The organism is Bacteroides xylanisolvens XB1A (genome assembly GCF_000210075.1).
Lineage (GTDB): Bacteria > Bacteroidota > Bacteroidia > Bacteroidales > Bacteroidaceae > Bacteroides > Bacteroides xylanisolvens.
This window is the reverse complement of the sequence record NC_021017.1, coordinates 5,917,671-5,941,639: the sequence shown is the minus strand read 5'-3', so window position 1 is coordinate 5,941,639 and position 23,969 is coordinate 5,917,671. Positions and strand designations below refer to the sequence as shown.

Here is a 23,969-nt window from a genome sequence, read left to right as displayed (position 1 = left end):
CGACATTACTCTGTGATAAAAAGAGTCACTACACATATAGAGAACTATTTTATTTTTGGAGGAGATATTGCTCGTATTCTCTAGCTTTTGTCAAAACTATCAATATCTCTTGGAGTACATGGTCGGTTTTTTCTTTTACTTTCTTCGAAAAGTCTTGCCCTCGCTGTACCTCCAACCATTCTAAAAGAGGTATTGCTTCATCCACTCCAATCATTGTAAAGAGAGGGAGGAGCTTATGCGCCATAGCAGCTATCCCGTCCACCTCTTTATCGTTCAGCGCTTGTTGCATCCGTTCGATATTCTTACCTGTTTCTTCAATAAAAGTCTGAATAATGGAGGATGCCGCTTCCGGATCGTCTTCAGAATAAGCAGTAAGTGCAGAGAAGTTTATTCCGGCTGTTGCCATATCTTCTGTGATATGCGCTTCATCAGCCGAGAGTTGTCCTTCATTTACCGTCATCAATAATTCTTTTACTGTAAACGGTTTATGCAGACAACCGGCAAAGCCATGTTCATGTAAAGCAGCCTTATCCATTTCGCTACGGGCGGTCACAGCAATGACGGGGATTGTTTTTGCTTGTGGTATATTAGAAGCCCGCAATAATTTTACCAAATCAAAACCGTTAATAGCAGGCATTTGTATATCTGTTAGCAATACATCGAAAACGGAAGAGCGAAGCTGTTCAATCAACTGCTCCAGCTGTTCACAGCATACCGCATCGATACCATGTTGTTTCAACATGGCAGCAGTCAGATTCAACTGAATCCTATCGTCATCGATCAAAAGGACACGGATGACTTTCATCGGAGGAATCACAGCCGACTCCTCTGTTATATCCGCATTTTCGCTTTCAGTAGATTCACTTTCCGCAATGGATTTACCTACCGGATAAAGAGGCAGAGTTACAGTAAAACAGCTTCCTTTTCCTAATGTGCTTTGCACGTCAATGGTTCCTTCAAGCAAGGTTACCAGTTTCTTCACAATAGAGAGTCCGAGTCCGAAACCTTCTTCCCCCTGCGCACCGGAAAGACGTGTAAACTCCTGGAAGATACGTTCACGATCTTCTGATGCCATTCCTTTTCCTGTATCGGCGATAGCAATGGTTAACTTAGAAGAATCATAGCTGGCTGTCAGACTAATCTCTCCTTTTTGAGTAAACTTTACGGCATTAGACAAAAGGTTGTTCACTATTTGCCGGAGTCGCAAAGGATCACTGATATATCTTCCGTTCAGTTCCGGGGCGACGTGACATTGCAAGGCTAAACCTTTGGCAGCGGTCAAAGGTTCGAAACTGACATAAATCTCGTCGAACAGCTGGGAAGGGTTAAAGGTTACACGGTTCACTTCCGCTTTATTGAGATCGAGCCGATGGAAATCGAGCAAGTCACTGACTAGTTTCAACAAATGTTCCGAAGAGCTTTTCATATTGTCGAGGTAGAACCGTTGCCGTTCATCTTCTGTCAGCCGGGACAGAAGTTCGGTATATCCCATGATTGACCCCAACGGCGCCTTAAAGTCATGGGTAATGGCCAGCATTAATTTCTCACGGGCAACAAGCAAATCTTCCGCGCGTTTATTCGCCACCTCCAATTGCTGACGATAACGGTTGCTGCGAGAGATATCCCGCATAATCAATATCAGGAAAAAAGCAGATAATAGTACGGCACCAACCGCGATACCGCCGATGATACGCGCCGACCGCATTCTTACCTCCTGCTGAAGCTCGGCATCCTGACGGGCACGCAGGGTCATTTCTTCCTCATATTGTTTAATCAGACTATCCATTCGTGCCGTCAACTGTGTATTCATCCGCTGGTACTTCGTACTGGTACGCCGGATGGTTTTCTTCCGTTGCAACCGTTTTTCTTCGGTAGCCATGCGGATTTTCTGCTGAAGAGAATCTTTAGAAGTAGTCGGTTGGAGAATGGTATCAGTGGCTACTTCCAGCGATGTATTAACTAATACGGCACTGTCTTGTTTAGAAGGGGAAAACACTTCGGCGAGCCGTTTGAAGAATCCCTTCTTTTTAGGAGTAGTTATTAACGAGTCACGCTTGGTAATGACCCGATGTTGTACCCGTTGCTGGGTAATGACAGAATCTTGTTCGGAAATGATTTCTTCAATCTCCGAAGCAGAGAGAAGACTGTCGTTTGCTTCACTTAACACCCGCAACATCTGAATCGTGTTTTGATCTTTCTCGTGGAGAAGGGTCAATAGACTATCAGTTCTTAAGTTCTGCTGATCGTCGGCTGCCGACAATGCTTCCATCTCACGATGTACAAACACCAGCGAGAAAAGGAGGATCGCCAGTAACAAAGTGTAACCGGCGGTTATTTTCAACTTTGTAAAACGGAAGGAAGCCATTGGGATAAAAATTTTAAGTATTAAGTATTAGGTTTTGGGGTGAGGTTCGGGAAGTTTTGTCATGTAGTGGAAACGCCACCAGAGCATTAATCCCGCACTCGTCAGACCAAAAGGAAATGCCATCCAGACACCTACTATCCCCCATCCCATTACAAAGCCGCAGAAATATCCTACGGGAAGCGAAATAACGAAATAGGCGATAAAGGCGATAACCATCATTAGTTTTACATCTGAAATTCCACGCAAAGCATTGGCGAAAGTGATTTGAAGCCCGTCGCCAAACTGATAGACAAGGAAAGGAAAAATTAAAGATGTCACCATAGCAACCACTTCCTGGCTGTCGGTAAACCAGCTTCCCAAGTAATTCCGGCAAAGGAAGACAATCAAGGAAAGCACGGCACCCAATGTCATCATCAGATGAAAACCGGCATAGGCGGAACGGCGTACATTGACGATGTCATTCTGCCCTTTGAAATTGCTGACACGAACAGCAACAGCAGCCCCCATACCGTAATACATCATAAAGGTAAACTGCGAAATAGCCAACATCACCTGATGAGAAGCCAAAGCGATCGTACCCAGCCAACCGATCATGATAGCACTCAAACTAAAGGAGGCTGTCTCCATCCCCATCTGGAAAGCAACCGGCCATCCTAGTCCATTCAAGCGTCCAAATACAGCGCGTGACCATCCCAAACGGAAAAAGCCAATCTTATAACGGACAAAACGCGGACTACGCATAAAAATGATTATAAATACAATCACCATCACAATACGCGAAAACAGCGTACTGATACCTGCTCCCAACAAACCTAATTCGGGCAATCCGAGTTTACCGTAAATCAGGATATAGTTTCCTATGATATTCAAGACATTTCCTCCAAGCAATATCCACATGGCGGTTTTGGTATCCGTTATTCCGTCTGTGAATTGCTTGAATCCATTGAAAAGCATGACAAACACTAATGAAGCAAGCAAAACAAGGTAATACGGTTTAATCAGAGGAATCAATTCTTCCGGCTGTCCGAGATGCTCTATATTCAAATAAAGAACAGTCATACATATAGTCAGTAGCAATGCAACCATCAGGTTTGCCAGCAAACTGTTGCGTAATGCCTGTCCGGCAGGAGCATACTGATGAGTCCCATACAGCCCTCCTACAATGGGAGTCAGTCCATACGAAAACCCTGTACTGAAAATAATCGCCAGATTAAACACATTATTTACGAAGGAAGCTGCTCCCAGCTCAATCGTACTATGATGCCCGATCATTAATGTATCAGCAAATCCGAGAACGATCACTCCTATTTGCCCGATCACAATCGGTAGTCCGAGAAAAATTAGTGCTTTGTAATGGTCTTTGTATATATCAAATAGTCTCTTCATCATCTTTTAAATAGGATCTTAAAATCCTCATTTACTTTTATAGTAAAGCACAACTCCGTTCTCCTTCCGGAAAGCGGATTGGGCTACTGTCCGCAATTGTTCCGCCGTGACAGAACGATAACGTTCTACTTCTTTTTCCATGTCTTCCGCTCGGCCAAGCAGTTCGAACCAAGCCAGGTTGGTTGCCACATTCAAATAATTGATGTTACCGAATATCTGGGTGGACTCAAATTTGTTCTTCACTTTTTCCAGTTCCTGTTCGTCAACCAGTTCGTGCTGCAACAGTTCCAGTTCTTCCCTTACTGCCGCTTCCGCCTGTTCCAGAGTGACACCAGCCGAAGGCTTTCCACTAATATGGAATAACCCCGCATCTACACTGCCTGAAATATAGGCATCTATGCTCGAAAATAACTGTTTCTGTTGTACCAAACGCTGGTTCAATCGACTGGAACGTCCGTTGCTCAACACATCCGACAAAATATCAAATGCATAATAATCTGGATGCCGATGGTCGGGCATGTGATAGGCCATAAACAAAGCATCGAGAGGCACATTTCTCTCTACCGTCAACCGCCGTTCTTCTGTCTGTTCCTGTTCTTGTGGCAGGTTCCGCAAAGGAACTTCCCGACGAGGAATAGAAGCGAACCATTTTTCCGTCAAAGCAACTGCCTCTTCGAAAGAGATATTGCCGGTCACGGCCAATATTGCATTATTAGGAGCATAAAAACGAAAAAAGAATGCTTTTACTTCTTCCAGCGTAGCATTGGCAATATGCGACAACTCTTTTCCGATCGTAGGCCATTGATAAGGATGCGTCTGATAAGCCAGAGGGCGCAAAAGATGTCCGACATCTCCATAAGGCTGGTTCAAACAACGCTGTTTGAACTCTTCCATTACCACTCCCCGCTGTACCTCCAGGCTCCGTTCGCTAAAGTCAAGACTCAACATCCGGTCGGATTCCAGCCAAAAGCCGGTTTCTACATTCTGACGAGGTACAGTGAGGTAGTAATTGGTTATATCATTATTCGTCCAGGCATTATTCTCTCCACCCGCCAATTGAAGCGGCATGTCATAATCGGGAATATTCACCGACCCTCCGAACATCAGGTGTTCGAACAGATGGGCAAAGCCGGTATGCTCGGGATCTTCGTCGCGAGCTCCCACATTATATAATATATTAAGGGCAACCATCTGCGTACTCTCGTCCTGCGAATGTACCAGACGTAACCCATTATCAAGAATATGCCTGTTGATTTTCATACGATTCAGTCAAGTATTGTCACCTTTGTTATCTTTACATCTTCTTCGGGACGGTCGCTGCGGTCTGTTTTCACCTGCTGGATCTTATCCACAATGTCCATTCCTTTCACCACTTCGCCAAACACGGTATATTCGCCATCCAAATGCGGAGTACCACCCACCGTAGTGTAGGCTTCAATCTGTTCCGGAGTGAAATGGAATTCCGGTTCTTTGGCAGCCATTTCCTGTGCCTGCGCAAACAGTTTTTCCTGCAAATCATAAAGACCGTTTTCATCGTTTGCTTTCCGCATCTTATAGATTTCCTTCATGTGTTTCTGTGCCAGTGTATTGAAAATAACATTTATCTTATTCTCATTCATCTGGCTTTCCATTCCCAGCAAAGTAGAGTCGTTAAACACTTTACCTGTCACGATATAGAACTGGCAACCGGAAGATTCTTTCTTCGGGTTCACATTATCCCCCTGGCGGGCAGCGGACAGGGCACCTTTCTTATGGAAATATTTAGGATATACAAATTCAGCGGGAACGGTATAACCTACGTCTCCGGTACCCAGCATTTTTCCTTTCGGCGCATTTTTTGAGTCCGGATCACCGGCCTGAATCATAAAATCTTTGATAACACGGTGAAACAGTGTACCTTCATAAACTCCGTCCTTCACCAGTTTGATAAAATTATCACGATGTTTCGGTGTCTCATTATACAGTTTCACCTCAATGTCTCCTAAAGTTGTTTCAATCTTCACCAACGTTTCTTTATCCATGTCTCCTCCTTTTTTTGTTCCGGTTTTGCAGGCAGTAAGTCCGCAAAACGATATGGTTAATATGATCAATAGAATCTTTTTCATAACACTTTTATTTAATTTAAGTTTGCAAATATACCACTTTCACCCAAAACCTCTTACCTTTGTGACTTAAAAGAATCAAAACCTGACATGATGAGCTCCATATTGATCGTTGAAGATGATATCACTTTTGGAATGATGCTAAAAACCTGGTTAGGAAAAAAAGGCTTTGAAGTATCATCAGTGAGTAATATTGCCCGTGCCCGGAAACATATCGAAAGCCAAAGCGTCGATCTGGTTTTATCAGACCTGCGGCTACCCGACCATGAAGGCATTGATCTGCTGAAATGGATGAACGAACAAGGCATGGACATTCCTTTGATTATCATGACCGGCTATGCGGATATACAATCTGCCGTGCAAGCTATGAAACTGGGAGCACGTGATTATATCGCCAAGCCGGTGAATCCGGAAGAGTTACTGAAGAAAATCTCTGAATGTTTGCAGTCCGGAGAAACTCCCGCTACTCATAACACAGCTAAATCGTCTTCTAAAAAAGGCTCTTCTACCTCATCGAAAGATTCAACAGAAAACAACCGTGCCTATCTGGAAGGAGAAAGTGACGCAGCCAAACAACTCTACAATTATGTAGGCCTGGTAGCTCCGACCAATATGTCCGTACTTATCAACGGCTCCAGCGGAACTGGAAAAGAGTATGTGGCACACCGTATTCACCAACTTAGCAAACGAAGCGATAAGCCGTTTATTGCCGTAGATTGTGGCTCTATCCCGAAAGAACTGGCGGCTTCCGAGTTTTTCGGTCATGTGAAAGGATCGTTTACAGGTGCGTTGACTGATAAAACCGGTGCTTTCGTTGCTGCCAATGGCGGTACTATCTTTCTGGATGAAATCGGGAATCTTAGTTACGAAGTGCAGATACAACTGCTCCGTGCTCTGCAAGAGAGAAAAATACGTCCGGTAGGCTCTACACAGGAGATATCGGTAGATATTCGTTTGGTATCCGCCACCAATGAGAACCTGGAACAGGGTATTGAGAAAGGCACTTTCCGCGAAGACCTTTATCATCGTATCAATGAATTTACCCTCCGGATGCCCGATCTGAAAGAACGGAAAGAGGATATTCTACTCTTTGCCAACTTCTTCCTCGACCAGGCAAACAAGGAACTGGATAAACACCTGATTGGTTTTGACGCGAAAGCATCACAGGCTTTATTGAATTATCATTGGCCGGGAAATTTGCGCCAAATGAAGAACATCGTCAAAAGAGCAACTTTATTGGCACAAAACAGTTTCATCACTTTACTGGAACTGGGAACCGAGCTTTTAGAAACTCCTGCATCAAGTAGCACCAGTATTGCACTACGCAATGAAGAGACTGAAAAAGAGCATATTCTGGAAGCACTGCGCCAAACCGGAAATAATAAGAGTAAAGCAGCGCAATTACTGAATATTGACCGGAAGACATTATATAATAAGTTGAAACTGTATAATATAGACTTATAACTCTGTAAATCTACAAGTATACTCCGTAACACCATCGGATTAACTGAATTTTCTCCGGTACTTCTGTTGAAAACTTTATTTCAGCACCAATTTGAGCAAAAATACTCTCCCTCATTAGAGGTACGATATGAACAAGAGAACAGCTGCACGAGTGTGGAATAATTCCACACTCCCCGCCACAATTTCCACACACTCCACACACACTTCCCCAACATCCTGATTGGTTCTATTTCCACATATCTTTATTTATCAACCACTTACCATACATTCTTCTATTTTGGCACACGCTTTGATATTTAATTAGACGTTAGCGAAAAAGCAATAACCAATTCCTTAACACAAGAGAGAGAATTGAAAACATATGTCTAATTATCATTAAAGCAAACGATTATGAAGAAATTAGTATTAGTAGTAGCAATGTTTATGTTTGTTTGTGGTGGTTCATTCCTTGTAAAGGCGCAGAGTTCTGCGGAAGCTGTGACAGCCCCGACAGAAATCAATGCGACAGTTGTCAATGATACAGTAGTAAAAGATACTGTAACCAAAGAAGACGCACCTGCAAAGGCATCACTGATTGCATTAGCCGCCAATGTCAATGATACAGTTGTCACAGACACTGCATCCAAAGACAAACCGGCTGTGCCTGTCAAGGAATAACCTTGCCAACAACATGCAAAACATAGTCTGCCGAAGAATAGTAAGCACACTACAAAAAAAGCCATCCCTACTTTCGTCTATTCCGGGGATGGCTTTTTTTATTATCCTATCTTCTTACAATCATTCTGTAGGAGTACTTGTTTCCAATATCGGATCTGTTTTCCAACTTGAAACAATATTTGCCGCCTCTGCTTCGAAGCTCTTTCCTGCCAAGGACACAAATGTCTTGGTATTACCATTTCCATTATTGAATAACCAATTAGCTACCATTCCATCCTTATCCTCACTCAACAACTTGCCGCTCTGCTCGGAGATCTGTTGATCCGACAAAGCTTTTGTCCAAATACGGGCATAACTGATAGCTCCGTTCAACCGGCGTTTACCATCAGACTGACCGATGTAGAAATCAGAAGTAAGATTGATCTCTTTCAAATCATCCGGCGTACCGTTTGATAATTGAAGCGTTTCTCTGACACCATTTACATACAATGCAATCCGTTCGCTTCCGCTCTTACTATTATCCAATACCACAGCCACATCATACCACTTATTGGTTTCTATCTTAGTAGAGCCCTCATAGCGAATACTACCTTTATCATCTGCAGCAAGCTGAAGGAAACGTTCTTCATCATTGCTTCCTCCCTTATGCACGTCGACACGCAGCAAGAATTTCTTCTCTATACCCATCACCGTATTAATCCGGGCATTTCCATTGTCATTGCCATTCAACGACTCAATATTGAAACGAGCCTCAAATGTGATCGTACTCAAAATCTTTAGCGATTCATCTGCCGTACCATTATATTCAAACGGTACTTTAAAGTAATTACCGCTGCCCAGGTTCGCTACTTTATCTGCCTGTACCACCGTAACGGTCAGACTTAATTCCTGTTCCGCTTCGTCTCTGACAAACACGGTAGTGATACCCGCTTTTTTACCTATTAAATTGAAACGAGTGTCATCCACCTGCTGAATAGCTACAATCTCTTCATTCTCTGCTGTCAGACTATAACCTCCGTTCCCTTTTTCTACCGTAATCATGATCTTATTGTTGACTCCCACTCTCGGTGTCAGATTGGAGACATCAATAGAAATCGGTTTTACCGTCACCTGAACCACTGCCTGTTTTCCTTTATGGTCCGTAAAAGTCACTGTTGTATGTCCGTTCTTCAAACCTGTCAAAGTATAGAAAGGACGGAATTGATCTGTATTAACCATGCTGACAACCGTTTCATCCTCCACCTCATAAGACAATTCATCATTACTGGAAAAGTTTCCCATGCTGACAATCAGTTGCTTTTCACCGGCAACTTCCAAGACCACCTCCGGTTCATTCACTTCCAATTCAAATACACCTACATTCACAGAGATATTGGCAACTACTCCTTCTCCATCCATTACTTCAACGGTAGTGGCCCCATTCTGTGAGCCACTTTTTACAGTTATTAATTCGCCGGAAACGGTAGCCGTTGCAATGGCAGTGTTGAAACTTCTCACGGTATAGTTTCCGTTTCCAACCACTACATTCACTTTGGCTTCCTCATTCTGCCCGATACGTATTACCGGTTTATTCACAATCAACTCTATCAAGTCTTTAGCCACATCGTCGTCATCATCGTCATCACAACCTGTAACGGCAAACGATAATACCGACAAGAGCAACAGACACATATATGTATAGATTCGTTTCATCTGATTTTCTTTTTAAAGTTATACATTCCTACCGGTTTACCATCCGGGATTTTGTTCAATGGTCGGTGTCTTCTGCAACTCACTCTGGCGAATCGGGAACAGATAATGCTGAATAGAGAACGTACGTTCTTCCACGCAGAAACGTTCCATTCTATATTTCACTCCGTCAACCGTAATAGCCCCATTCTCATCCTGCACCGGACGCATTCCGTTAATCATTCGCTGACAACGGGGCAATGCGCCGTTATTGGCAGCCCAGTATTTCTGCGTACGTTTTGAGTTATCGCTTCCGCTGGATTTCCAAAGGCTTTCCTTTGCTAGCTCTTCCTTACTGGTGGGTTCCAGATACAAGCGGCAAGTCCACGGACGTTTTCCCTCATAAAAGAGTTCCACGCGACGTTCGCGCTGAATGTATTCACGCATCAACTGTTGATTAGTCTTTACTTCCGGCGGCATCGGTTTCATAAAAGAACGTTCACGAACCGTATTCACCAATTTATAAGCTTCATCGATATCCTCGCCCAATTCATTACAAGCCTCTGCATAAATATAAATAAACTCCGGAAGACGCCAGATGGCTGGCGCATTGATACTGAAGTTACCGGATTTGTTCCATGACTCCTGTTGGAATTTACGTAAATAATAACCGGTAGTAGTTGCATTGGTAGCACCAATCTTATCGGAACCACTCGCCGTATTGATCGTTTTCGACTCGTTCTTATTATTACGGTAAGGAGCTCCGTGATAAATTACATCACGATAGAAACGCGGGTCACGAGTACCTTTCACATACGGATTAGTATCATCATAGCCACCTTTGCGGGCTTCTGCCGAATATACCGGATAGCCATAATCACCTACGATATATTCGTATTCATCCACTTGTTCCTGTACCGGTTGCTGGCGCGAACTTCCCTCACGGCTGGGCGGATAAATATCACCCTGCCATGCCTGATCCTTGCTCTTCGTCATAAAGAACACATACTCATTGGCAAAGGCATCCATATCATAAAACATATCCCACAAACGAGCATATACACGGCTGTCATTCAGATTACCGTCAGCCGGATCCTTGAAATCATTTGCATCATGTTTCGTATAGAGAGAATAACGCTTGGTTCCGCCGACTTCGAAATCCAGAACGGCTTTAGCCGCTTCTTTGGCTTTTCTCCAACGAGTAGCATCATAAGCATACTCATTTTCAAACACACGACGCAAGTTGTATCCATATTGAGAAGCACCGTTCCACAACGGAGTAGCCGCTACCCAGCGAACAAAAGAAATCAATCCCAGACAGGCTCCCTTATCCACACGCCCAAAATTCTCGGAAGTTTTCACATATTTATTAGGAACCATGCCATAAGCAGTTTGCGCATCCGTCACAATCTTTTCAACCATCGAATGAACAGATTCTTTCTTGAAGTCCATATTATCTCCGGCATTAATCACACGGTCAATATAAGGAGCTTCGCCATACATACGCAATAACAGCATGTGGAAATAACCACGCATGAAATACATCTCACCGATACGGTTGCGAAGATCACCATCCTGCTGTGGGTTGTCGGGCGTATTATACTTCTGTACATTTTCTATAATCAGGTTCGCTTTACGGATTCCTTCATAAAGAGCTTCCCAATATTGCCCTACACTACCGGGCAAAGAATTCGGGTTCCAGGCACCGTTATTGAAGTTATTCGTAATGTTTCCCTCTACGTTGGTTCCTTCACATTCGTCCGTAATGGCACTGTTGCTGAAGTGCTCGAAGAACACCAGCGGACGGTCTGCTTTCTTTGCAGCCGCATATACGTCGGAAACCAGTCCGTTCACTTTTTCGTAACGGGCAAAAACGTCCGCTTCCGTAATATTATCATCATCGTCCCGATCCAGGTAATCGCTACATGAAGTAAAGACCAACGGCAGGACCAATAAAGCAATTGCTGAAAATCTATATAACTTTTTCATATTTCTATCTTATTTAGAATGTTATATCAATACCAAAATTGAATACCTTTTGAATAGGATACCAGGAAGCTCCGTCTCCGGATTTCGTTTCCGGATCTATATCCACATCACCCAGTTTATCAAAAGTCAACAGATTCAGACCTTGTACATAGATACGTGCCTGTTGCACATGGAATTTACGTAATAATTTGGGTGATACATTGTAACCAATTTCCACATTCTTAAGACGCAGGTAGGAAGCATCATACAAAAACAAACTACTGTTTCCATTCTTGTTGTTATCATGTGTTCCATAATGCAATGCCGGATATTTGGCAGTAGCAGCCGTTTCCGGTGTCCAACGGTCCAGATGCATTTTCTTCACACGTCCGATCTTATCTTGTTCAAATTGCGGGAAGTCAAATACAGCAGCCCCATTCAACAGAATAGATGATTTTGTCGCACCTTGCAATAATACACTAAAATCAAAGTTCTTATACTGGAAACCGAAAGGAATACCGAACATCAGTTCCGGACTACGCGGATTTCCCATTGCTGTACGGTCTTCATCATCAATCACTCCGTTACGATCCAAATCCTTATAAACAACATCTCCCGGAATTAATTGTCCCCACGGCTGATAACCGATCTTGTTCAAACGGTCAGCCTCTTCCTGATCGGCTACAAAATGATCGAACACATAAACGAAGTTTTCGTATAAACGTTTACCGGTTTCTTTACGCCAGGAGTTCTTGCGGGCAACTTCCGCTTTATATTCCAAACGGTTGCGGGAGAAAGTCAGGTTCGGACGAATATAGTAACGGAAATCCTTTCCAATCTTATCATTCCAGCTCAATTCGATATCCACACCGCGGTTGCTTACTTCACCCAGATTCTGTAAAGCTGCATCTTTACCTACAATATCCGGATATCCCATGATACCGTCACTATTCATATCTGTAATAATGTCAAAACGATATTCATAAAATGCATCTATCGTCAATGCCAAACGTTGGTTCAGGGTAGTAAAGTCAATACCGACATTCAGTTTACGGGCTTTCTCCCAAGTCAGATTCGCATTAGCCAGATTACCTTCGGAAGTACCGCCTACATTCGTACCAAAGTTATTACCGAAATCATAACCACTGCCACCACCGTAGAAAGCCAGATATGGGAAACGGCTGCTGACATTGTCACTACCTACCAAACCATAGGAGGCTCTTACTTTCAGGAAGTCAATCCAGGAAGCCTTTTTCATAAATTCCTCTTCAGAGACTACCCAACCGATTGAACCAGCTGGGAAGAACCCGTAACGTTTGCCCGGAGCGAAGTTTTCGGAACCATTGTAACCGAAGTTAAATTCCATCAGATACTTCTGATTATAATAATAAGCAAAGCGTCCGGTGATACCCTGGCTATGATAAGCCAGTTCATTGTTAACAGTACGGTTACCACGGTTTGCCAATAACATGGCGGTCACTTCGTGGCGGTTGCTAAACAAACGGTTGTAATCCAAACGTGCCTGTATATAAGTACGTCCGTCAGAAGCGTTATGACTGAATCCGTTGCCAATAGTCTGGTCAATATCATATTTGTTACCCGTTTTGTAAGCACCCGTATAGTGTCCGCCTGCCATATAAGCATCCGAACCTTCGATCGGCATAAACGTCGCATATTTCGGATATTCACGATAACCGTCTTTGTAAGTATCCAGTTTGCGATTAATCCAGCGTCCTTCAGAAGCATCATAAGAGAACATCACTTCCGCTTTTAATCCTTTCGTCAGAAATTCCATATCCAGATTCATGGCAAAACTACCATTCAGATACGTGTTCTTTTCATTCAGATAACCGGTACGGCTCAATTCACCCAGAAGATTGTAACGGTAGATATTGTCACCATAAAGCATTCCACGAGGATTTTGCTGAATGTATTCCTCATTCTGCGGATGCGCATTTTCTTCCACCAGGATGGGCAGATATGGAGGCTGGGTAGCACAGATGGTCATCAGGCGACCGGCTGTTGTACCCGGTGCATTACGGTCGGTAATACGGGCCCCCAAATCCAAACGGGTACTCAAATAACGATTAATGTTGATATCGATGTTCGAACGGAAGTTGTAACGGGTGAACTTGGTTTGCGAGTCATATTCACCGGCATTCGAATATTTGTAGTTACCGCCTTGTGAAAAGTAATTGGCCAATACATAATAACGTACCTTGTCCGTACCTCCACGGATGGAGAGGCTGACATCTTCCTGCAAACCGGGTTTGAAGGCAAAATCATAATAATCCCAGTCATATCCCAAACCATCGGAGTTGTCTCCTTTCGCACGGCGGAAATTGTCAATCGCCTGTTGAGAGAAAAGGTTCAAACTGCTGATGTCTGCGCCCGTCATCTTGGCATCGTTCAATCTGGCTTCATTATATAAAGTTGCATAATCGGCAGAGCCTAAATATTCGGGGAAACCGATCGGCTGGTTAATACCGATAGAGGCTTTCAGGTTCACGGTTGCCTTTTCCGCTGCCTTACCACGTTTGGTAGTAATAACGATTACACCATTTGCACCACGGATACCATAAGCGGCAGTGGCGGAAGCATCTTTCAGGATAGTGAATGTTTCAATTTCATCCGGTGCGAGGTAACTCATGTCACGTTCGATTCCATCGACAATGACAATGGCACTCTGGTTACCGTAAGTTGCCTTACCACGGATAAACAATTCACTTTGATCCACACCCGGTTCACCACCCGCATACTGGTTTACAATCAACCCCGGCAGACGTCCGGCAAGCGCATTGTTGATATTGGCAGTAGGACTCTGCGTCAGATCTTTCGTTGTGATGGTAGCCACAGAACCGATCATGGTTTCTTTACGTTGTTTGGTATAACCAACTACAACCACTTCCTGCAATGCTTTCGTATCTTCCTGCAATAAGACAGTCAGTTCTTTCTTTGCACCGGGAACAATCTCCTGTGGCTGGTAACCCAGATAAGAAAACACCAACGGAGCTTCCGCATAAGGCAGTTTAAGCGTAAACTTACCATCCATATCCGTAATCGTACCTGCATTGGCTACTCCTTTCACGACAACAGACACACCGATCAACGGATCATTTGTCGTCTTGTCCAATACCGTACCCGACACTGTTATTTTATGGTTTTGTGTGGCCTGCACCTTTGCCGTTCTTCCCGTTTGCGCCACACCCTGCAAAGGTATACCTGCAAGAAGAGTGCAAGAAACAGCCACCAGACAAATATTTCTTTTTATATGTATCATCTTTCTTTTCGATTTTCTATGTGTAATAAATCAATCTTATTCCTCTGCTTTCTTACCGAAATCCGGTCCGACCCAGTTGGCCTTTTCCGTTGCTTTACCTTGTACCCAGTCTTCATAACGAGCACGGATTTCAATCATTGTTGCTCCCGGGACTTCCGCATTCAAGGAGATTGTCAGGCGATCTTCCCTGTTGTCACGATTACCGAAGGTCGGTGCTTTTGCCCAGTCGTACTCCCACACATAATAGCCTTCGGGATGAGCCAACGTCCAAAGCACATCAGAACAGCTGCGCAATGCAGCGATAAACTTATTCTTGGTCTTTTCCGGATAAAGGCTGTTAGTCGGCTGTTTCACCATATCCAGGAAGTAACGGACAAATATTCCACGGAATAAAAGATTATCTCCCGAATTTCCTTCACCACTGAATACCGGATAGTTAGAGTCCATTTTCTTATTTACCTGGTAAGAGCCGAAAGCAACCGCATTACGAAGATATTCATCCTCACCTGTAGCGTTGTACAGCTCCAGGGCAGCCGCCATAAATGTTCCCTGATTATAAGACAAGGCTACTTTATCAGGATCTCCCGGTGTTCCGTCATCTTTAATACTAAGATTATCATATACCTGTCCGGTGGAAATATCACACAGATAAGCCGTCATCCAGTTGTATACCTCTTTGGCGAAGTTCAGGTAATAAGCAGCCTGCTCTTCCCAGCCGTCTTTAGCCTCCTTAACGGTAAGTTGATACAATTTCATAGCCAGAAGGCAACCGGGACCATTGGAACAAGACATACGTGAAGCCGGCGCATCCGTTTTCCATGCCATTCCTCCTACCCCTTTATAGTCATTCTTCGCTCCCTTGATATGGTTCCACATCTTCATCAACGCACTGTAGTAATCCTGATCGCCAGTCAATTCATAAACCCGCAGACAAGACAGTGCCATCCATTCCATATCATCATAGAAGTTATTCCAGAAGTCTTTGCCACCATAACCGCAATGTTCATTCCAGTCATCAAAAGCCGGCAGGAAAGGTTTCATGATGTTTTCATACAAATGAGCTTGATATTCGGGATTGTTTGCGTGACGGATATAAGCATCGATCACGATGTCCAATGCATGTCCCTGCGACCATCCGCCGCTACCGCCCGTGCTTGCCGGTTCTCCGGTTTCCGGTGTATTCGGTTTTTCCCAGTAAATGCTTCCGCAAAAGGTATCCCGTCCGCTGGCATTCTCATAGAAATATTTGATATAAGTTCCCGTACTTTTGTCGGCTGCATCTGTCCAGTTCACATCCGACACATATTCACCGGATGAATTACCTTTGTAGATGTCTCCCAGATCGCCGTCGTCACAAGCTGTAAATATTGCCAGTGCACCGCTTAACAACAAAGCTCTTTTTGATAATGATACTATATAGTTCTTCATATTATTATTCAGTTTTAATCTTCATTCGTTTCCGAAGCTACCCAACGGTGGGTGTACGTTCCAAACTCTGCATTGAAATAGAGGGTTACATCGGTTTTCACCGTAGCATAATAGACATTTCCCTGCTTTTCGCCCCATTGCAGTAATTCGTCGCAGAAACGGAAACTGTAATCCCATGGATCTGTGCCCAATGCCAGTTGATATAAATTATAATAGCTGTTGTCGGTAGTCAGATTCGGTTGCCCTTTATCTTTCTCCTTATGTCCCCAACGGTAGGTTGTTCCGTTGATTTCCATCTTAAAGCTATGACGGGTTTCACCGCTTCCTGCCCAACTTTCCGTTTGTTTCCGGGCAGTATAATTCTTCACACCCCATTTGCCATATCCCAGATAGTTGAAATCCTGTCTATACCCACCCGAATGGTTATAAAGATATACAGCTCCTATTTCATCGTAACTGATCGTTTGTTCACCCATATTGATGGTAATCCGGTAGATGCCTGATTGAGGAACCGTAACTGTATAGTCTTCACCATCATTACGCTCACGCAACACTCCGTTGTCGTCTACATAATAATAGCATTTGCGACCTTCTACAGTAGACATAAATATAAATGGCTGGTCGGCTTTCAATTGAGTGAAAGTCTGATAGATTCCTTCATTCTGACGGAGCATTTGTTGTGCTTCCGCTTCATCACCATCATCTTCCGTGCCCACGCCAGTGATATAAACCGGCTCGTTTTCAGAAGGCATATCATCAATGCCGTCCATCATAAAAATTACGAAATAACCTTCCAGACTACTAAGAGCCTGATCCAATCCGCAATAAGCACGCACCTTCCAACGCAGTGTGCCGTTGGTATTGCAACGGAATTTAGCCAGTTTACCTATTGTGTTTGCCTGATAATGGGTTAAAGTCAACTGTGATTCCAAACCGTTATTGTCAGAAAAGATCGTTTCTACCGGTTTGGTAAAGTCTCCCCCGATCGTATCAATCAATACTTCATAACGATATACTGTATTTCCGTGTTTCTCGGTAGGCGTCCATTTCAGAACAATATCCGTCAACGAAGCACCCGAAAGTACTACTCGCTCGCCACTAGCCATTGCATCCATTGTTCTAACAGGTTCAGGCGGAACAATCGGTTCATAATCATCCGGATCAAATCCCGGATTCAGTTTATTGTCACAAGCCGTCAGTCCGATAAGAAAAAACAGCAGGGCAAATTTGATTAGTTTTTTTGTTATCATATTGTTTCTCATATTATTATATTCCTAGTTTTAGTATGAATGAGGACATTCAATTGGTTCAAAGCGGCTCTTATCTCCATTATAAGTTGCAGGAAGTTCCGCTCCCCAGGCAGGTTTATTTTCGCTTATATTCTGCAAACAAACTTGCGCATCCAATCCGCTGCCGCCATTTCCCCAATTTTCAAAAACTGTAGTACCTCCGACACCTTTCGAGAATACCCAATATCCCATCAAGTCAGAGTGTTCTTCTGCATTAAGGATTTTGCACATATTCGCTTTAATTTCACTTTCGTCCAACGCTCTCTTCCACATCCGTGCCTGATAAACTTTGCAATATCCTACCCGATATGAATCTCCGGAACGTCCAATCAACAGCGCTTTATCATTTCCACCTACATCTGTCAGATTGAGAGATGAATTAGGGGCACAATCCTCATAAGAGTTATCTGCAGGAGTCAACGTTTCTCTCACTCCGTTTATATACATTTTATAAGCCTCTTTAGTACTTGATTTCGTTCCATCATATACAATGGCTATATGATACCATTTACCCGGAGTCTTACGTCCACCTTCCGAATCATCGCAATAAATAGTTTGCTGACTACGGAAACGGGGATCACTCTTACCATTAATTTTAGTGGCTATTTCAAAACGCGGATTCACATCCTTAGCTTCTGCACGAAGCAGGAATACACTTTCCAAACCTATAAACGATTGCATAGAACGAGTATAAGTCGGGTAGAACACAACCTCAAAAGTAAGCTGATTCATACTTTTTACCTCTGAATGTGATTCGGCATACTTTTTAATATCAATTTTAAAGCATACGTCATATTCCATACGATAACATACCGGATTCACATAAACTGGTAACGTCAATTTCTGACCTGCCGCATCAGACAGTTCCAGTGTGGTAGTCCCGAGCTTCTTTCCTGTTAGTTTTAACTTGGTAGCCCCGTCTTCCGTAATCAATTCAGCGGTTTTCAAATAGGTTTTATTATCATCCGTGAGTCGTGCCAATTTATAATCACCATTTCCTCTGGTAATAGCTATTTCAGTAGATGCCTCATAACCACCAATGATTAAAGAAGTTGCTTCATTTTCCAGTTTAAGGTTATATGGATTCACTTTCACCGCAATCTCCTCCACAGAACCTTTCTGGTCTGTCACAATCACTTTCACATCACCTCTAGCTTTGGGTTTCAAGGTAATCAGGTTCTCTTTTTCAGTAGCTTCCACAATCGTTGCATCCGTAGTAGGCTCGCCGTCTCCCACCTGATAAGTGAAACGATATCCGCCATTACCTCTCTCAATAGAGATATATTGAGATTCGGCATCCGGTTCGGCAAAAGTGGCTTCATTACTTTTCAGTGTCAAATCCACGATGTTCACTACCACAGGAATAGTGATTGTCTTACCTTTCTTATCTGTTATCGTAACATTTACCGGATCGGCTCCAGTCTCGAACTTGGCAGTCAACGGAATAACCTGTCCGGATAGTTCACCCACTTCCAAAAACTTATCAGCACCTTCCGGTATGGAAATCTGATAATCTCCGTTACCGGTCAAAATCTTCACCAGTCTCTTTTCACCGATAAAAAGGTCAAAACCTTCTTCCGGTGCATCTACCGTCAAATTCCAGAGTTTTGCTACCCGAACCAGCACTCTAGCCACTTTCTTACGTCCATCTACTATTAATATAGTGGTTTCCGTACGGTTATTTTCTTCCAACTGGCTATTTTCGGTAGCTTTTATAGTCACCTTATTACCATTGATTGTAGCCGTTGCCACACTTTCATCAAATGGTTTCACATAATAATCCCCATTGCCGGAGGTGATACTCACCGTAATTTCGTCTCCTTGTAGTAGTGTCACCGAATTATTATCGACAACCAGGTCAGTTGCCGGTTTCACTTCCTGTTCTTCTTTATCATCACTGCACGAACCCATAAAAAATGGAATGGTCAATGCTGAAAGAAATAAAAAATTAAATTTCCTTTTCATTAGATTAAAGATTAATAAATTAATACTTTTCAAGTTTATCTACTTAAAACTTCGATGAGACAAAGATAAAATCACTAAACTCTACCAAAAGAAAATTAACTATCCTTTTTTACCTTTTGGCACGGATATTTACTATATTAACACGGATATTTACTTCTTCCTTTTCTTAAAAAAATCCCGTCACAAGCTATTGCTGAACCTCTTCCAAATGTTTCATCCGAAACTCTTTTGGCGTACATTCATACTTTTCACGGAACACCTTAAAGAAAGTAACTTTGTTCGAGAATCCCGAATCGAATACAATTTCATCAATCGTCTTTTTAGTGGTCAGCAATAAATCTTTCGCTATGTGCAAACGACATTCCTTAATCAGATCGGTCGGGCTATCCTCTCCTATCTCTTCCATCTTCCGATAAAGACTCCGGGGGCTGATTGCCAGCCGATCGGCGATATAACGCGGAGTCAAATCTTTGTTCGTTATATTATCATTGATAATCTTCAAAACCGACTGTAGGAACTTCTTCGACTCTTTATGCGTCAACTTCCCGTCCGACTTTTCAAAAGAACTGATCGGCGAACTGAAATAATTCTTCAACACCTCTTTCCGTTCCATCACCTGACAGACAGAAATACGAAGGTACTCCGCACTAAACGGTTTCGTGATATACATTTCCGCACCGACAGAAAGAGCTTCCATCTGTTGTTCCATCTCGTGCCGTCCAGAAACCACAATAATAGGAATATGCGCTGTCTCTTTCACCGATTTGATCCGCCTGGTCAGTTCAATACCACCCATTCCCGGCATCATGACATCACAGATAATCACATTCGGATAAACCTCATTCATCACCTGATCCAGCCGTTCAGGATCTTGCAAGGTTACCACATTGAAGTCAGCCGAGAAGATTTCTCCAATAAACCATAGCATTTCGATTTCATCATCGACAACCAAAAGCGTAGGACGCATCTTATCAAACTCATACTGGGGAAGTTTCAGTATCGATTGAGTATCTATCTTAGGGATGTATTCCGCTGTGAGCCGCTTGGTTTCCGCCACTCCGGTAGTCAGTTCCACGACCGGCAAGGTTAGTGTAAACATCACCCATCCGTCAGGAGTATTTTCCACTTTCAACGTACCATTCAGCAACTTTGCCATATTATAAGAGATGGCTAGTCCTAGTCCGTTCCGTGAAAAGTTCTTTTCATCCTGATTCTCGAAATTATCCAAAATGGCATATCGGTTAAAAATATACTGAAAATCCTTTTCCTTGATGGTACTTCCTTCATTCGCTACACGAAGAGTCAGCATGTTTTCCCCGCTCGTATCCACTTCAATCTTGATACTTTGTCCGTCGGGAGTATATTTAAAGGCATTAGAAATCAGATTAATAATAATCGTATTCAGAAATCCTTTGTCCGAGTTCCACATCACCTGCTCGGGTATCTTGCTCAAGAAAGTGATGTTTCTGGATTTAGCCATTTCTACAAACGTTTTGGCTATTCCTTTCACAATGGAAGACACATTCAATGACTCAATCCGTACTTCCCTGTTTCCCGTTTCAATCCGACGGAATTCGATCAACTCATGAATCAGGTTGTTGAGACGCTCCGCATTCGTCTGAATCATCTGTACGTAGTCCACGACAAATTTACTAAGTCCCTTCGATGAAAGGATTCGTCCGCAAGGACCATAAATCAAAGTCAGCGGAGTACAAAATTCATGTGCGATATTAGTAAAGAAACGAAGTTTGGACTCAAAGACATTCTTTTGATGGCGTTTCTCTATCTCGTTCAGCAATTCCTGCTTTTTACGTTTGGAGCGCAGGATAAAGGAACGTATCAGCAAGGCTGCTAGTAAAAGCAGACACAGGGCATAAATCAAATAAGCCCACCAGGAAGCATACCACGGATCACCTATACGAATCACCAGGGAATAGACATCACTCTCTTTATCAAAGACACTATTGTAATATTTCACCAGTAAGGTATATTCGCCGGGAGCCATATTCGTAAAAGAGACTCCGCTTTCCGAACCATTGTTTACCCATTGGTCACTCAATCCTTTTAGTTTATAGAAATAGGTACAGTTATTACCATTCAGATAATCCACAGAGGCAAATGAAACAGAAAAAAAATTCTGGTCATACTGCAAATTCAAGACTTCAGTTTCTTTTTTCCGGGTGAGAAATTCGCCCAGATTGTATTGTTCACCGAAGATAGACAGCTTATCAAAATAAACAGGAGGCATATAAAGCTGCTCTGGACAGCCATCCGCCCGGATAGCTACGACTCCATTGATTCCGCCAAAGAACAGAGTACCAGTCCGGGAATCCCGAAAAGCGGCACCGTCACTAAACTCTACCACTTTTAAACCATCTCCAAAGCCATACGAACGAAAGACATTCCGTTTCGTATCGAAATTGATTAATCCGAGATTGGTGCTCAACCAGAAGTTGTCGGACGAGCTTCTAAGAATTGCATGAATGGTATTATTAAGGAAACCATTCTTGGCATTGAAGAGCTGATAAGAAGTTTCCGATGTGTACTTTATCAATCCGTAGCTCGTTCCGAAAAGATAGTTATTGCTGCTGTCTTTACTGATAGCGAGAATATTATTCAGGGTCATGTTTTCGTATTTGTGAGTAGACACCGGTTCCAGGCCATTCGTCGTTTCGTTATAGCGGAATACCCCATATCCTTTATTGCCAAACAACAGGTTGGCTTCATTCTCCGCATAAATAGTAAAGAAATAGTTCGATCCCAGTTCGCCGTCATTGATGATGTAACGTTGCGCATCCACAATCACCGGATTGTCCGATGTTCCGGCAATACGAGCTTTCACCACTCCCATGCCGACACTCGCCAGCCACAGTTCGGAATCTGCTGTTTCGTAAATGTCATGGATGTATTTAAAATCTTCGTTACCGATCCGTATTGGTATACTCTTGATACGTTTTTCCCGATATGAATAATAAGTTAATCCTTCTTCGTCTCCTATCCAAAGCAAATTCCGGTGGCTCTTGGCAAAACAATAAACGGCATTACTACTCAAAGCACTATTAGAGGTAGTCAACACCTCTGCCCGACAGTCGGAGATGTTTTTATCGAATTCGTAATCATAGATTTTAAGAATTCCGTTTCCTTTGGTTCCCACCCAGAAAGTACATTCATCATCAAGATAGATGGCACGCACGGGGCGTTCTATTTTCTCGGTGTAATTGCTAAGCACCATTGATTTGATAGAATAAAGCGGGTTCGAATAAAGATAAACGCCCTGTCCGTCAGTACCAATCCAGACAACATCCTGAAAACGGTCTTTCTTGAGACAGAATACACCGCTGTTGATAGGTAACGACTGAATTTGATAATGATCCGTCTCCTTCTGTTTTTCCAACAGGAGAATGCCATCCATCAAAAAGCCCACAAAATAGCTGTTATGATAATGAACAATGGACGAAATTTTGCCACGTTCCTGTATTTCCTTACCCAGATTGGCAATAAATTCATTCTTCTGGGTCGGAATATGGAAAGCATAGAAATTAAATTCCTTATCTATATAATAAAGAGATTGCTCGTCATTGAAACAATAAATCAAGGAAGTCTGATAAATCAGGTTTGTTTTCTGGGGTAACAGGGTGATATCTCCCGATGCGGCTTCCTGCTGTATGTCATAACAGCGGTTGTATCCTTTCATGACTACCCACATCCGGTTGTTACCGTCGATAAAGAAGTTTACGATATCGGAAATCGGGATTCCCGTGATATTGATTTTCTTGAAGACTCCTTCTTTTTTATGATAATAATAGATGCAGTTACTATCCTGGATAATGAACAGATTGCCATGACTATCCTTATTCATAAAGAAGAGTTTCTGAAATTCATTATAGTGAGTGATTGTATTGGTTTTCCGGTTCAAACGGTTCAACCCATAGTAGGTTTGAATCCAGTAAATATCTTCGCCCGTATACACAATATTGTCAATCAGATTACCAGATAAGTAATCCTCTTTGTCACGAGTCTTAAATTCCTCAATCTCCTGTCCATCATAAATATTCAGTCCGTCGCAGGTCCCGATCCACATCAATCCACGCTCATCCTGGCACAGAGATGTAATCGAGCTATTAGACATATACTCTTTATCTGCAACTTGCTTCAAATTATAAGCATAAGCGTTATGTATCAACAGATTAAGAAAAAATAATAGAATATAAACCGACTGTTTTCCCATAGTGTATTATTCTTAGATTTGCTATATGACAAAGGTAAACAAAAAAACATTCCGAGCTTTTTTTTGACCGGAATATAAGTAAATTTCCGTGCCAGAGTAGTTAATTTTAGCGACAAGAGGCGATTTAACCTCTCTATTACTAGAAGCACATTCCTTTTCTCCCTATTTT

13 protein-coding genes are annotated in these 23,969 nt (G+C 42.8%); 2 read left to right on the top strand and 11 right to left on the bottom strand.

All coding sequences use genetic code 11. The annotated features are described in order from the left end of the window. Positions 1–49 precede the first annotated feature (49 nt). Genes BXY_RS23295 through BXY_RS23280 form a run of 4 tightly spaced genes read right to left on the bottom strand, consistent with a single transcriptional unit; the run spans position 50 to position 5,856 of the window. Positions 50–2,365 carry a hybrid sensor histidine kinase/response regulator gene (locus tag BXY_RS23295; protein ID WP_008645255.1) on the bottom strand — a complete coding sequence of 772 codons (2,316 nt, stop codon included), beginning with the start codon at positions 2,363–2,365 and terminating at the stop codon, positions 50–52. 27 nt (positions 2,366–2,392) lie between these two features. Further along, the gene (locus BXY_RS23290; protein ID WP_008645254.1) at positions 2,393–3,751 is read right to left on the bottom strand and encodes an MATE family efflux transporter; all 1,359 of its coding nucleotides are present in this window, start codon (positions 3,749–3,751) and stop codon (positions 2,393–2,395) included. A gap of 27 nt (positions 3,752–3,778) precedes the next feature. Further along, positions 3,779–5,011, bottom strand: coding sequence for a M16 family metallopeptidase (locus BXY_RS23285; protein ID WP_008645253.1), 1,233 nt, complete (start codon positions 5,009–5,011; stop codon positions 3,779–3,781). Positions 5,012–5,016: 5 nt separating this feature from the next. Beyond that, positions 5,017–5,856, bottom strand: coding sequence for a peptidylprolyl isomerase (locus BXY_RS23280; RefSeq protein WP_008645252.1), 840 nt, complete (start codon positions 5,854–5,856; stop codon positions 5,017–5,019). A gap of 87 nt (positions 5,857–5,943) precedes the next feature. On the opposite strand from BXY_RS23280, the gene BXY_RS23275 reads away from it, so the two are divergent. Together BXY_RS23275 and BXY_RS23270 are read left to right on the top strand one after the other, a co-directional pair. Then, entirely contained in the window at positions 5,944–7,317 is a 1,374-nt protein-coding gene (locus BXY_RS23275) for a sigma-54-dependent transcriptional regulator (protein ID WP_008645251.1), read from the top strand. A gap of 390 nt (positions 7,318–7,707) precedes the next feature. Beyond that, positions 7,708–7,974, top strand: coding sequence for a hypothetical protein (locus tag BXY_RS23270; protein WP_007755811.1), 267 nt, complete (start codon positions 7,708–7,710; stop codon positions 7,972–7,974). Positions 7,975–8,094: 120 nt separating this feature from the next. On the opposite strand, the gene BXY_RS23265 is transcribed toward BXY_RS23270, so the two are convergent. The 7 genes from BXY_RS23265 to BXY_RS23235 form a co-directional block, all read right to left on the bottom strand. After that, entirely contained in the window at positions 8,095–9,666 is a 1,572-nt protein-coding gene (locus BXY_RS23265) for a LamG domain-containing protein (protein ID WP_015533077.1), read from the bottom strand. 36 nt (positions 9,667–9,702) lie between these two features. Beyond that, complete coding sequence (locus BXY_RS23260; protein ID WP_004299918.1) at positions 9,703–11,631, bottom strand: RagB/SusD family nutrient uptake outer membrane protein; 1,929 nt, start codon at positions 11,629–11,631, stop codon at positions 9,703–9,705. Positions 11,632–11,644: 13 nt separating this feature from the next. Further along, a complete protein-coding gene (locus BXY_RS23255; protein ID WP_008649705.1) occupies positions 11,645–14,890 on the bottom strand; it encodes a SusC/RagA family TonB-linked outer membrane protein in 3,246 nt (1,081 codons plus the stop codon). 36 nt (positions 14,891–14,926) lie between these two features. Continuing rightward, entirely contained in the window at positions 14,927–16,318 is a 1,392-nt protein-coding gene (locus BXY_RS23250; protein ID WP_004299916.1) for a glycoside hydrolase family 76 protein, read from the bottom strand. A gap of 14 nt (positions 16,319–16,332) precedes the next feature. After that, a complete protein-coding gene (locus BXY_RS23245; protein WP_004299915.1) occupies positions 16,333–17,580 on the bottom strand; it encodes a SusE domain-containing protein in 1,248 nt (415 codons plus the stop codon). A gap of 18 nt (positions 17,581–17,598) precedes the next feature. Then, entirely contained in the window at positions 17,599–19,572 is a 1,974-nt protein-coding gene (locus BXY_RS23240) for a LamG-like jellyroll fold domain-containing protein (RefSeq protein WP_134993251.1), read from the bottom strand. Between the two features lie 187 nt (positions 19,573–19,759). Then, a complete protein-coding gene (locus BXY_RS23235) occupies positions 19,760–23,800 on the bottom strand; it encodes a hybrid sensor histidine kinase/response regulator transcription factor (RefSeq protein WP_015533075.1) in 4,041 nt (1,346 codons plus the stop codon). Positions 23,801–23,969 lie beyond the last annotated feature (169 nt).